General features: G+C 41.1%; 14 protein-coding genes. 7 read left to right on the forward strand and 7 right to left on the reverse strand.

Going from position 1 to position 12,978, the window contains the following annotated elements; genetic code table 11:
- Nucleotides 1–40: 40 nt before the first annotated feature.
- Nucleotides 41–250 carry a hypothetical protein gene (locus NDQ71_RS17075; protein ID WP_064665796.1) on the reverse strand — a complete coding sequence of 70 codons (210 nt, stop codon included), beginning with the start codon at nt 248–250 and terminating at the stop codon, nt 41–43.
- Nucleotides 251–430: 180 nt separating this feature from the next.
- Here NDQ71_RS17075 and NDQ71_RS17080 point away from each other — a divergent pair, with 180 nt between their 5' ends.
- Nucleotides 431–1,300, forward strand: a complete 870-nt coding sequence (locus NDQ71_RS17080) for a mechanosensitive ion channel family protein (RefSeq protein ID WP_192540466.1) — start codon at nt 431–433, stop codon at nt 1,298–1,300.
- A 66-nt stretch (nt 1,301–1,366) separates the two neighbouring features.
- Here the strand turns inward: NDQ71_RS17080 and NDQ71_RS17085 are convergent, their stop codons facing one another.
- Nucleotides 1,367–1,915 (reverse strand): HdeD family acid-resistance protein, encoded by a 549-nt coding sequence (locus tag NDQ71_RS17085; RefSeq protein WP_301561920.1) that lies wholly within the window; start codon nt 1,913–1,915, stop codon nt 1,367–1,369.
- Between the two features lie 547 nt (nt 1,916–2,462).
- On the opposite strand from NDQ71_RS17085, the gene NDQ71_RS17090 reads away from it, so the two are divergent.
- From NDQ71_RS17090 to yegD, 5 genes are all read left to right on the forward strand, one after another.
- The gene (locus tag NDQ71_RS17090; protein ID WP_225736450.1) at nt 2,463–4,706 is read left to right on the forward strand and encodes a TonB-dependent receptor; all 2,244 of its coding nucleotides are present in this window, start codon (nt 2,463–2,465) and stop codon (nt 4,704–4,706) included.
- Between the two features lie 120 nt (nt 4,707–4,826).
- A complete protein-coding gene (locus NDQ71_RS17095) occupies nt 4,827–5,126 on the forward strand; it encodes a hypothetical protein (protein ID WP_192540465.1) in 300 nt (99 codons plus the stop codon).
- Nucleotides 5,127–5,185: 59 nt separating this feature from the next.
- Nucleotides 5,186–5,842, forward strand: coding sequence for an HAD family phosphatase (locus NDQ71_RS17100; RefSeq protein ID WP_301561921.1), 657 nt, complete (start codon nt 5,186–5,188; stop codon nt 5,840–5,842).
- Between the two features lie 34 nt (nt 5,843–5,876).
- Nucleotides 5,877–6,725 (forward strand): DNA ligase, encoded by an 849-nt coding sequence (locus tag NDQ71_RS17105; RefSeq protein ID WP_192540464.1) that lies wholly within the window; start codon nt 5,877–5,879, stop codon nt 6,723–6,725.
- A 63-nt stretch (nt 6,726–6,788) separates the two neighbouring features.
- Entirely contained in the window at nt 6,789–8,156 is a 1,368-nt protein-coding gene (gene yegD, locus NDQ71_RS17110) for a molecular chaperone (protein WP_301561922.1), read from the forward strand.
- 13 nt (nt 8,157–8,169) lie between these two features.
- On the opposite strand, the gene NDQ71_RS17115 is transcribed toward yegD, so the two are convergent.
- The 3 genes from NDQ71_RS17115 to NDQ71_RS17125 all read right to left on the reverse strand — a co-directional run bounded on the left by NDQ71_RS17115 (nt 8,170) and on the right by NDQ71_RS17125 (nt 10,585).
- Entirely contained in the window at nt 8,170–8,634 is a 465-nt protein-coding gene (locus NDQ71_RS17115; RefSeq protein WP_192540462.1) for a methylglyoxal synthase, read from the reverse strand.
- Between the two features lie 18 nt (nt 8,635–8,652).
- Nucleotides 8,653–9,288 (reverse strand): LysE family translocator, encoded by a 636-nt coding sequence (locus tag NDQ71_RS17120; protein WP_192540461.1) that lies wholly within the window; start codon nt 9,286–9,288, stop codon nt 8,653–8,655.
- A 121-nt stretch (nt 9,289–9,409) separates the two neighbouring features.
- Nucleotides 9,410–10,585, reverse strand: coding sequence for a multidrug effflux MFS transporter (locus tag NDQ71_RS17125; protein ID WP_301561923.1), 1,176 nt, complete (start codon nt 10,583–10,585; stop codon nt 9,410–9,412).
- Nucleotides 10,586–10,744: 159 nt separating this feature from the next.
- Between NDQ71_RS17125 and NDQ71_RS17130 the strand changes: the two genes are divergently transcribed.
- Nucleotides 10,745–11,218, forward strand: a complete 474-nt coding sequence (locus NDQ71_RS17130; RefSeq protein ID WP_064665809.1) for a hotdog fold domain-containing protein — start codon at nt 10,745–10,747, stop codon at nt 11,216–11,218.
- 1 nt (nt 11,219) lies between these two features.
- On the opposite strand, the gene NDQ71_RS17135 is transcribed toward NDQ71_RS17130, so the two are convergent.
- A complete protein-coding gene (locus tag NDQ71_RS17135) occupies nt 11,220–11,711 on the reverse strand; it encodes a polymer-forming cytoskeletal protein (protein ID WP_192540459.1) in 492 nt (163 codons plus the stop codon).
- Nucleotides 11,701–12,852: a M23 family metallopeptidase gene (locus NDQ71_RS17140; protein ID WP_192540458.1), complete on the reverse strand. Its 1,152-nt coding sequence runs from the start codon at nt 12,850–12,852 to the stop codon at nt 11,701–11,703. The genes NDQ71_RS17135 and NDQ71_RS17140 overlap by 11 nt, the downstream gene beginning before the upstream one ends.
- Nucleotides 12,853–12,978: the final 126 nt, after the last annotated feature.

Raw genomic sequence — 12,978 nt, forward strand, 5'->3', positions numbered from 1 at the left:
AATGGGTAATTTACTAAATAGTTAATCATGCACAGCAAAATTAGTTGTAACCTAATACAAACTTCTTTTCACTACCAAAGCTGGCTGGCTGCTGGTGACCGAACTCTTTGTTAATTAAGTTTAAAGTTTGCTCTTGCTCTGCAAGAACAGACAAAATTTTATTTCGGTAATCTAAGCTAGACTCAAATAGTTCTAGATCAACCAAAGGCTGCAAAGTGGCTAACTTTTGATTTAAGGTTAGTTGTGACATCGATCTCTCCTCACGCTTTATTTACCTTACAATATATTTATAGCATCAGTTGTAAGGAATTGTTAATAATTTATTCATAAAAAACATATTGAACTTTAACTTCTCCGTAAATGCCATTATGGCGTGCTAAACTTACTTAACCCTGAATAGGTGTCTTGTTTTATTTATTTTGGAAAAAGTATGACGTTAGAGTTAGTCTTTCAGTATTTATCGTATGTAATTTTTAGTTATAACAACATTGAAATTACCGTCGCTAAAGTTATTCAAGTCCCTTTGATACTTTTTGCGATGTGGTTTGTGGTCACTCGCATTGGCCGTTTAATTCGTAAAACCCTGCTGGCGCGCAAAATGAACCCTGATGCGGTGCTGTTATTTACCCGTATCTATTTAGTATTAAGTATTGCGATATTAGTTTTTACGTCTTTAGAAGTGCTAAATATTCCCCTTACAGCATTTGCTTTTGTCTCTGGTGCTATTGCAATTGGGGTGGGGTTTGGCGCGCAAAATATTATTAATAACTTCATCAGTGGCTGGATCTTAATGTGGGAGCGACCAATTCGTATTGGTGACTTTTTAGAAGTGGGGACTGCAAAAGGCGTAGTCGAGACCATTAATACCCGATCAACTCGTATTCGTCGCAATGATGGTGTGCATATGTTGATCCCAAACAGTCAATTACTTGAAAACACAGTGACTAACTGGACCTTGATAGATCGCAATGCACGTTCATCTGTGAGTGTTGGCGTTGCCTATGGCTCGGATGTACTGCTAGTTGAAAAGCTAATTAAACAAGTATTAAGTGAACACCCTGCAATATTACCGACTCCAGCATCTTCAGTATTATTTGATGACTTTGCTGACAGCTCATTAGTGTTCAATGCTATATTTTGGGTCTGTGCGGAGTCTGAAACTATGCTACGGCAAGTGCGCAGTGATATTCGCTTTAGTATTTATAAAGTGTTTGCAGAACATAACGTCACGATTTCCTTCCCGCAGCGCGATATTCATATTGATGGTGAAATTGCTTTAACGAGACGCACGTTGAAATAACTACATCTATTACTGTGTATAAAAGTCGTTTATTGCCAAGTGCACTAAACGACTTTTTAGTTTGAGTTATTGCTGTTGTGCTAGTTTTTTGAGCTTTAACGAGAACAGTACGATTAAAGCACCAAAAAGCACTGCGTAAGTGGCGACTAACCAAAGTAGAGTATGGATCCCAGCACTGGGGTTAAAAATTAAATACAAGCCAAATAGTACTGACAGGGCGCCGGTAATAATTAATAGCCATTCACCTGAAATTTCAGCTCGTAATTTAAGTGCGACAAAAATTTCAACAGCACCAATGGCAATGGCCCACGCAGCGACATAATAAAGTAATAGTATTGCGGTAACGTTCGGCGCAAATAGGGTAACAAGCCCTGCGATGATTGATAACACCCCACCAGCCAATAACCAGCGCCAATAAGGGTTGTGTTGCTTAGAATTCCAAGCGATCCATGTTCTTAGCATGCCATCAAATAAAAAATAGCCGGCAAAAAATAACAGCATAATACTCAGTGAGGCGCTCGGTGCAAACCAAGTGATCACACCAAAAATGATTGCAATTAAGCCGCGTATAAAGAGTACCGACCAATTTTTTGAAAGTGTTGAGGTGAGATCCATCTTATTCCTTAATGATTAGCTCTGTTATGTTTATATACATTAGCACAAGGTGTGATTTATCAATAAAATATATCTATTAACTTTGCAGAAGTATTGTATAGCAGAATTAAATTTGGCTATGCTAGGTTTACCCATTGAGCATTATAGCTAATTAGCGCCCCCTACTTATTGATGCTCAATACATTTACAGTAATGTGATTGACAGGACAAATGTCCGCATGAAATAAATATATTTGCATAAAATCGTCAAAGTTCGCTTATCATGTCGTTATTTGTTGTAAAAAGTTTGTTTTATTGTACATATTTATGCAGCAAAACTGTCACACAGTGCTATAATCTTCATCGTTCGTTCAGCCTCTTTACTTCGTTTTGCACTCTCGACAAAGAGGTCCGCGCAGCTTACTGCAAGGCGCGAAAAATTGGCCGAGCCCGCCGAGTGAATTTGGCGCAACACACCAACCGTTGAACAAGAGTGCACTAAAAAGGTTAAAACCCGACATGAAAGCAATGAAAAAGATCTACGTTAGCAACCCTAATTAATGCAACGTTGTTCTCTGCCGTAGCAGGTACTTCATTTTCTACTCTTGCAGCTGATGAACAAGCTCCAAGTGCAAAAAGCAAGCTATTAGAAGTTATTCAAATCACTGCACGTAAGCGTGTAGAAAATGCACAGGAAGTACCTGTGGCGGTTTCTGCTCTACAAGGTGATAACTTAGATGCATACAGCTCTGCTGGTATGGATATTCGTTTTATGAATGCGAAAATCCCAAGCTTATCTATTGAATCTTCATTTGGTCGCTCTTTCCCACGCTTTTATGTTCGTGGCCTAGGTAATACCGATTTCGATTTAAATGCTTCACAGCCAGTATCATTGGTAGTTGATGAAGTTGTCCAAGAAAATGCTATTTTAAAAGGCTTCCCTGTATTTGATGTGGCACGCGTAGAAGTTTTACGTGGTCCCCAAGGTACTTTGTTTGGTCGTAACACGCCTGCGGGCCTAGTCAAATTTGATACAGTTAAACCAAGCCAAGACTTTGATGGTTATGGTTCAGTATCATATGGTAGCCGTGGTGCAGTTGATTTTGAAGGCGCGGTAGGTGGTGCATTAACAGACCGTTTATCAACACGTGTTTCTGTATTGTGGCAAGATAAAGACGATTATATTGATAATCGTGCGCCTGGCTTTGAGCAAAAAGATGCTTTAGGTGGTTATACAGATCAAGCTGCTCGTATTCAATTTTTGTACGAAGGTGACGATTTCACTGGCTTATTTAACTACCATATCCGTGATATGGATGGTTCTCCAATTGCGTTCCGTGCCAATGTTATCAAGCAAGGCAGTAATGACTTAGTGGATGGCTATGAGCATGATGTGGTTTTTCATGATGCAGCATCACGTGCAACTCAACAAGTTGACTCTCAAGGTGCAAGTTTAAAGCTTGAGTGGGATTTAGCGAACCATACAATTACCTCTATCTCAGCATGGGAAAGCGCTGAAATTTATTCTCGCGCAGATATCGACGGCGGTTACGGCGGTTATTCAATCAATGACGTACCTGTTGCTATGGGTCCTGGTTTTATTCCATTCTCTTCAGAAAGTGCAGATGGTATTCCAGAACATGATCAGTATACGCAAGAACTTCGCTTATCAAGCAATTTTGCTGGCGATTTAAATTATCAAGTGGGTCTATTTTACTTTGATGAAGCGCTAACTATTGAGAATTATAGCTATGACACGGCAGCTAATGGAGCACTAAACGGCTACGTAATACAGCAGCAAGACACTAAAGCATGGGCTGTATTCGGCTCAGTTGATTACACTTTCACTGATGATTTTAAAGTAACTGCTGGCCTTCGTTATTCTGATGATGAAAAAGAGTTTTCAGCAAATCGTACATTAAGCCCTGCAGGCGGTGGAGCATTGTTTTTAACTGAAAACCCAAGCGATGATCATATCAGCTGGGATATTTCATCAAACTATAAAATCAACGACGATGTTAACTGGTATGCGCGTATTGCTAATAGCTTCCGAGCACCAAGTATTCAAGGTCGTATTTTATTTGGTGATGAAGTCACTGTTGCTAAATCAGAGACTGTTACATCATACGAAACAGGCATTAAATCAGACGTATTAGATGGTCGTGGCCGTGTAAATGCGACTGTTTTTTACTATCAAATGGATGATCAACAGTTAACGGCTGTTGGTGGTGGCGCCAACTTTAACCGTTTAGTGAATGCTGATAAAACGACCGGTTATGGTTTTGAGTTAGATACTGAATGGGTATTAACTGATGAGTTAAATGCCACATTTAACTTAAGCTACAACAAAACTGAGCTGAAAGATAATGATCTCGCTGTTGCAGTATGTGCGCAGTGCACTGTGAAAGATCCAACATTCCAAGTTCCTGGGGCATTTGGCCCTGAAGATCGCGCTATTTTAGATGGTAATAGCCTTCCACATGCGCCAGAGTGGATCTCTAACTTAACGCTTCGTTATACTAAAGAGCTGGCTGGTGGCGACTTCTTCGCTTATACCGATATTTCATACCGCAGCGAAATTGACTTCTTCTTATATGAGTCAGTTGAGTTTGAAGGTAAATCACTATTAGAAACAGGTCTGCGAGCAGGTTATGCATGGGCAGAAGGTGATTATGAATACGAAGTATCTGCTTTTGTTCGTAACATGTTTGACGAGCAACAAGTTATTGGTGCTATCGACTTCAATAATAACACTGGTATGGTTAACGAAGAGCGTTATATTGGTGCTGAATTTAAAGTTAAGTTTTACTAAACTAAACTTTAACTAAATAGGTTAAAGCCCGCATTATTTGCGGGCTTTTTGTTTTCGCTTAGTGAAAAGCCCTATTAGAGCTGCTAAAGTAGCGCTAATTATATTTTAAAGAGAATAGTCATGGCTGGATTTTGGAACTACCGAGTGATTTTTTGTGAAGCAACCAAAGATGAAGCGGCGCAATATCAAATTCATGAAGTTGAATATAACCTAAATGGTAAAGTAACGAATTGGTCAGAAACCGGTGCCGCGCCTTTTGGTAACACCGTTGAAGAATTACAGGCCGATGCAGATCGTTTAAAAACAGCGTTTGAAAAACCAGTTTTAAAAGTGGTTAGAAAAGAGCGCGGTTATGAACTGGTTGACGTTGCAACGGGCGAAGAGGCTTTTGCCGAGCCGCCTGCGGGATTAACTGAGTAATTGATATAGTATAAAGGTGCCTTGTGCGCCTTTTTTGATTGTTAAATAAAGGAATGAGGATGACTTTAAAAGCAGTACTATTTGATATGGATGGCACCTTGGTCGATTCCGAAAGTGTCCATTTTACCTGCTGGAATGATATTTTAGCGCCGTTTGGTGTAAGTTATGATGAAGATGAGTTTTGCCAACGCTTTTCAGGTCGACCCACGTTAGAAGCCGCAATTGAAGTGGTTGAGCAATACAACTTATCAGTAACGCCGCAGTGGTTAGTACAAGCTAAATATGATGCCTTTGAAGAATTTGTACTAACACAACTGCCAGCCCTGATGCCTTTTGCTAAAGAGATTTTACACAAGGTTAAACAAAGTGGTTTAAAGATGGCACTGGTGACAGGCAGTGCTCGCCTTGAAGCGTTGCCGATTTTAAAAGGGTATGGCTTCTATGAGTTGTTTGATTGCGTTGTTACTAAAGATGATGTGCAAAACCCAAAGCCCGCAGGTGACCCTTATTTACTGGCACTTTCTACCTTAGGTATTTCAGCCGAGCAAGCGATTGCGGTAGAAGATACCCATACTGGTGTAACCGCTGCCACGAATGCAAAAGTCGCTGTGGTGGCAATACCGAATAAACATACTTTAGAGCATGATTTAAGTTTGGCATTTTCGCGCATGGATAATTTACAGCAACTATGGCAATGGGTACAAACTAAGCTATAGTTTTAGTCTGCTTGGATAAAAACAAGGGACTGACATGCGAAACGGACTAATCACAATATGGTTGTTGCTCACAGCGTTTAGTTGTTGGGCAACCGAACCACAACTAACTGCAAATGCACAACTTGCTAAGGTGTATCAGCAAGACAAAGCCCCCGCCATAAGTAATTATTTAGTAAGTGAAAAATTTGACGGAGTGCGGGCTATTTGGACTGGCACTGAGTTTATAACCCGTAACGATAATGTGATCCATGCTCCTGCATGGTTTGTAGCTGACTTACCTAACTTGCGATTAGATGGGGAGCTGTGGACTAAACGCGGCGATTTTGCAGCACTTAGCGGTATTGTGCGTACTCTACAACCGTTAGACAGTGACTGGCAAACAGTAACCTATCAGGTTTTTGATATGCCAGATCAAACAAGCCCATTTCAAGAACGCTATCAAAATTACCTTAACTTAGTAAATCGGATAAACCGTTCACATATTCGGGCGGTACAGCAACATCATTTCACCACAGAGCAAGCGCTATCCACTTTTTTTGAGCAGGTAATTGAACAAGGTGGTGAAGGCGTGATGCTACATTTAGCCACGGCAATACACAAAAGTGGCCGTAGCGATGCATTGTTAAAGCTAAAACCTTATATGGATAATGAAGCGGTCGTGATCGAGCATTTACCTGGTAAAGGCAAATACCAAAATATGTTAGGAGCACTGCGGGTAGTAACCGCTGAAGGTTTACAATTTACTATTGGCACAGGCTTTACTGATCAACAACGGCAAACCCCACCGGCCATTGGGGCTACGATCACTTATCGCTATCATGGCTTTACCAAAAATGGCCTGCCACGCTTTGCCAGTTTTATCCGCGAGCGTAAAGCTGAATAACGTTTAAAAAAGCCGGTAAGTATGCTAAATTGCGCGGCCTTTTGAGTAAGTAGTGGTGGCGGGATGTTTGTTGGTTTTGATTATGGTAGTTCTAATTGTGCAATGGGTGTAATGAATGCACAAAACGTTGTCGAGCTAGTACCGTTAGAACAAGGAAAGCACTACTTACCCTCTACTTTGTACACCCATCATAGTGCGTTAGTCGTTGATTTTGTTGCCCAACATTTAACTGGCAGCGCATATGAAAGTGATTTTAAAAGCCAGCGTCAGGCATTACTTAATACCATGGTGCGGATCAAGTCGGATTTAGACCTTGCTCCCGGTGAAGAAAATCTCTTTATTGGCCGCGAAGCCATTAATGAATATGTGCAGTTTCCTGAAGAAGGCTACTTTGTTAAATCCCCGAAATCATTTTTTGGGGCAATAGGCTTAAAGCAAGGACAAATCAACTTCTTTGAAGATATTGCCACCGCGATGATTTTAAAAATCAAACAGCGTGCTGAAACATCACTACAAAAAGAGTTAACACAAACGGTCATTGGCCGCCCGGTAAATTTTCAAGCCGTGGGTGGAGAGCAATCAAACCAACAAGCATTAGGAATTTTAGAGCGTGCAGCAAAACGCGCAGGCTTTAAAGAGGTCGCGTTCTTGTATGAACCGCTCGCAGCGGGAATTGATTATGAAAGTGACTTACAGCACGATCAAAAAGTGTTAGTTATCGATATTGGTGGTGGTACGAGTGATTGCTCGTTTGTACAAATGGGCCCCAGCTTTCGTAACAGCAGTGAGCGTGATCATGACTTTTTGGCTCATACAGGTAAACGTATTGGCGGTAATGATCTTGATATTGCCCTGAGCTACCATGCGCTTATGCCTTTGCTCGGGTTAGGCAGTAAGTTTAAATCGGGTTTGCCTTTACCTAATCAGCCATTTTGGCAAGCCTGTAAAATCAATGATGTGAATTTACAAAGCCAGTTTTATAGTCAGCAGCATACTCGCGAGTTACTTACTCAACTACGAGAAGTTCAAGCGCCCGAGTTATTTCAACGACTGATCGATTTGCAACAAAATAAGCAGGGCCATCAGCTAGTTCAGCAAGGGGAGGCGGCAAAAATTGCTTTATCGTCAGCCACTGAGTTTAATTGTGAGCTCGAATTTTTAGCGCCACAATTACACAAAGCGTTATCACGCGATGATTTAGCATTGGCGGTTGATGATTCTATTATGCAAATAGTGAGCTTAGCAAAACAAGCGATTAAAGATGCTGGCGCCGTACCTGATGTTATTTATCTTACTGGTGGTAGCGCCCAATCACCGCTGATCAAAGCGGCATTAGTTGAGCATTTAGGAGACATAAAAATGGTGAACGGTGATCACTTCGGTAGTGTCACCGCTGGGCTCACTAAATGGGCAAGCATGCTTTATCGTTAATCTGTGGCTGCGTTTATAGCGTAACTTGTCGGGTTGCCAGATACTTTTCGTAATCTGGCAAGCTGCGCTCAAGCTCTACATGCATTAATGATGAACTTAACAACATATCAGCACTCACTTCATTACACGCCACGGGAATATTCCACACTGCTGCTAAACGCAATAACGCTTTAACATCAGGATCATGAGGCTGAGAGGCGAGCGGATCCCAAAAGAAAATCAACATATGGATTTCGTGTTCGGCTATTTTAGCGCCTAATTGCTGATCGCCACCCATTGGGCCGCTAAGTAGTTTGATTACATCTAACCCGGTATTTTTTTCTATTAGGTGACCTGTGGTGCCTGTGCCATACAAGGTATGCTGACTCAAATCATCACGATGTTTATTACACCACGCCTGTAATGCGGCTTTTTTCCCGTCGTGAGCGACTAGCGCGATGTTTTTTTTAGCGGGTAATGTTTGCTGTTTTTGTTCCATGCTGACTCTTATTATTTTTTACACTAAAAGGTTGATAGCAAGTGCTATAAACACAATACCTGTAATTCGGTCTATCCACAATTGCGTATTTGGGTTGTCCCTGAAATAACTTGCAATTTTATCGCCAAAATAAATATAAGTGCAATCAATAGGGAATGCGAAAATAGGGTAGAGCAAGCCAAAAAAAGCCAGCTGAAATGTGGTAGAGCTGGATAAACTCGGATCCACAAACTGTGGAATAAAGGCAATAAAAAACAGTGCGACTTTAGGGTTGAGCACTTCCGTCATCATTGCTTGAAACATTACATTTTGCTTTTTACTGGTGCTGACATGGGGCTTGTCATCACAGTCGTCATTTATTGTTACAAAGGTGCTTTTTAGCATCATTATGCCTAAGTAACATAAATAAGCGGCACCGGCATATTGCACTGTCGCGTAAGCAACCGCAGATGCTTTTAAAATTGCAGTTAAGCCAACCACAGCAAAAAAAGTATGCACTACACCACCAAGGGCAAAGCCAAACGCACTTTGTAAGCCAGCAGTGCGGCCATTAGCAAAGGTTTGCGCCATTAAAAAAGCGTTTGATGGCCCCGGCGCCACAGCGATTAAAAAGCTGGCCGCTAAAAAGGACAGTAAAAATTCTGGATTGATCATCAGCGCAATTTATTAGTAATAGATGGCTGATCTTAACAAGCTTACAGGCAAAGAAAAAGCGGGCATTTGCCCGCTTAATTTGGTTGGATTAAACAACTTGAAAAAGCATCACCATTCTTTTTTATGATATACGATGATTGATAAATGCAAAGTAAGTAAAAGGGACTAGCAAAAGAAAATGCAGGCCAATTAACAAAGGCGTGGTTAAATTGAGAAATTGGGTAATAAAAACCAGTAAGCTAGCACCACTCATTTGCATAACGCCAATGAGTGCTGACGCTGTTCCTGCTTGTCGTGGAAATAAGCTCAATGCTCTGCCTGCGGCTGAGCCTAAGGTTAATGCAAAACCAAAGGCAGCAATAAACATGGGCGCCATTAAAGCCAGTGGCGTTTTATATTGGCTAAGGCTAAGCATCAGCACACCAGATAATACAAGCAGTAATAATCCTACCTTAAGGGCACGCTTTGGTTGACGCTTAATATAAAGCGGCGTGATAAAACTTGCGACAATGCTCAGTACGGCATTGAGAGTAAACCAAAAGGTGAAACTACCTACAGAGCCGCCGAGTTTAGTGATAAGCCAACCAGGAGCGAGTGTTACAAACACTAATATTGCCGACATAGCCACCATGCAAATTAAGCTATTAAAAAGAAATAGTGGGGTGCTAATGATGGGAATAAAGCGCCTTAAATCGAGAATATGGCCATGATATACGCTGTCGGCAGGGCGTGTTTCTTTGAACATCAATAAAGTAACCAATAAACCCAATAACGCAAAGCCAGCTAAAAACAGAAAATTCATTCGCCAACCAAACTGCAGCGTAAGCCATGCACCTAAAATGGGCGCTAAGGCAGGAATGAAACAAACAATACCGTTTAAGTAGGTGATCATTTGTGCGCTGCGCTCACTACCAAAACGATCCCGTACGATGGCAAAAGCAACCACAAATGTTGCACATGCGCCCAGACCTTGCACTGCACGTGCTAGCAACATAGCGTTAAAATGTGGTGCGTAATAAGCGCCAAGCGAAGCAACGGCATAAAGTATGATACCGCTAAGTGCAACAGGTTTGCGGCCAAACTTATCAGCTAGAGGGCCAGCAATTAATTGCCCCAAGCCAACCGTGAGCATAAAAATCGCAACGGTTTGTTGCACTTGTTTTTCGCCGACTTGAAATTGTTCCGCGATGGTTGGAAACGCGGGTAGGTAAATGTCAATTGCTAATGGGCAAAATATAACCAGTAAGGCAAGAATTAAAATAACACTAAGATGACTGCGGTGATCAGTTGTTGGCATGAAGGCTCCTTTTGCCGCGTATTTTAAGTCTGCAAAAATAAAAAAGAAAGGCCATATGGCCGACCTGACTGAAAATTATCAAGACAAGAAATAAATACACTTCAGCTATCTGGTCTGATGTGTTAATTTTAATCTCTATGCCTTTTAATTAAGAAAGTTATGAGTGACAAATCAGTGGTTTTAAAAACATGGTTAAAATTAAAAAATTTACCGCTAGGCAATTGGTTATTTAGCAAAGTAGTGTGCTTTAAAGCGCCTTATTTTGGCTCGATGAAACCTACTATTTTGGACGTAAAAGAGGGGTATTGCAGTGCTGTAGTGAAAAACCGCCGCAGTGTGCATAATCATATTGGTACTATTCATGCCATTGCTCAATGTAATTTAGCTGAGTTGTGTGCTGGCGTAATGGTTGATGCAACAGTGCCGTATAAAACCCATCGTTGGATACCCAAAGGTATGACAGTGCAGTATTTAGCGAAAGTGGACACCGATGTGACCGCGGTAGCTGAGATTGCTATGCCAAGACAATGGCAAGATAAAGAAGATTTAGTTGTACCGGTTAAACTTTATAATACCCGCAGTGAACTGGTATTCACTGCCGATATTACGATGTACATCACTAAGAAAAAATAGTTTACTCTTTTTCTGCGGCTTGTTTATTGAAGAACGACAAGTCGTTATCGCCTTCACTCAATACTGAGCTAAGCTCGGCTTTTGATTCGGTATTATTAGTAATTAACTCAACGGTTTCTGCTTCATGACGTTGTTTTAAGTTACCTTCAATAATGGCGCCAGCATCAATACTGAGTGTATCTTGGTAAACATCACCATGCACTTGCGCCGAGCGCTCAATAACCACTTTGCTGGCATTGAGTGAGCCAATGATCTTGCCTTTTACAATCACGCTTTCAGCAACCACTGAGCCCTCTACACAGCCAGTGTTACCAATAACTAAGTGGTTGACGCGCACATCACCATCAATACGACCATCAAGTTGTACTTCGCCTTGGCTAACCAAACTGCCGGTTAAGCGAACATCTTCAGAAATGATCGATGGCGTGTGGTTGGTTCTTTTTAATTGCGAATCAGAAGAGTTACTTACAGTTGATTTTTTTTTACCGAACACGAGAAAGCGCCTTTGTTATTTTGACAGGATTGACATGTTTGTCGTTAAGTAATACTTCATAGTGTAGGTGAGTACCGGTACTTCTGCCAGTGCTGCCCATTAAGCCAATAACATCATTTTTAGTTACCGTTTGGCCTTTTTTTACGTTGATTTTATTTAAGTGACCAAACCGCGTTACAAAGCCATTTTTATGTTGTAATTCAATAAAGTTACCATAGCCACCGTTACGCCCTGCACGTAGTACAGTCCCATCAGCAGGGGCAAAGATTTCGGTTTTATGCCAACCCGCTAAATCGACCCCTTTGTGATAAGCATGGCGCTTATTTACAGGGTCTTTACGCAGGCCAAAACTACTCGAAATATAGTAATTAGCTGCTGGCAGAGTTTGCGGTAACTCACTGAGTAAATTTTCAAGCTTATTCAACGCCAGCAGTTTATCGGCGATGACTAAAAACTCAGCAGGGATCTTAGATTCATCAAATAAATCCAATGGACCACCTTGTGCGGTTTCTGTCATGTCTCCATTGAGATTACGCGCTAAGGCGCTATCAAGCCCTGCACCTTTGAGCATGGTTAAAATATCTTGGTGACGTAACTCTACTTGTTGCTCAATTTGTAAAAAGCTTTTTAAGTAGTGAGCGTCGAGTTGAGCAAAGCGTTGCTCAACTGAAAGTAAATTGGCTTGTGCATTTTGTGGGTTTTTTTCATCAACGAGTGGCTCATGAAAATCGTCTTGTTGCTCGTTGGGAGCGACATTTTCGATTGTTGCGGCATCTTCTGTTGGATTGCTCATCGACTCAGGTAAAGAATCAATCATGCTCTGCAATAAAGCATGTTTTTGTTCCAATTCGGCAAGCTGTGCTAATTGTTTTTCGTATTGCTGTTGTTGTTGTTGTTTTTGCAGTTGCCACTGTTGTTGTTTTGATAGTTGGTTTTGCTCAATATCGGAGATTTTGTTGGTTTGCGAATAAATTTGTAGGGTAGATACCGCCAACCAAGCCAAAGCAATTAAAACAACCACTACAGCTGAAACTTGTAACCAAGGTGCTAATATCACATGCTTAACCTCACCATTTTGGCGGATCAACAGCTGTCTAGCTGGGAATAATTTGTGATAAAAAGACTTAATAAATGCTGACATGGCTTATAAATACTGGCTATTAACCGAATCAAGATAGCAATCTGAGCTGAAAAAGCCAGTAAAAAATTGTAATTAATCTTAAAAAAGGAGGCGTTGGTCGCCTCCTTATAATAAATGTATTTAATA

The sequence above is a fragment of the Pseudoalteromonas sp. KG3 genome, from assembly GCF_030436385.1.
GTDB classification, from domain to species: Bacteria; Pseudomonadota; Gammaproteobacteria; order Enterobacterales; family Alteromonadaceae; genus Pseudoalteromonas; species Pseudoalteromonas prydzensis.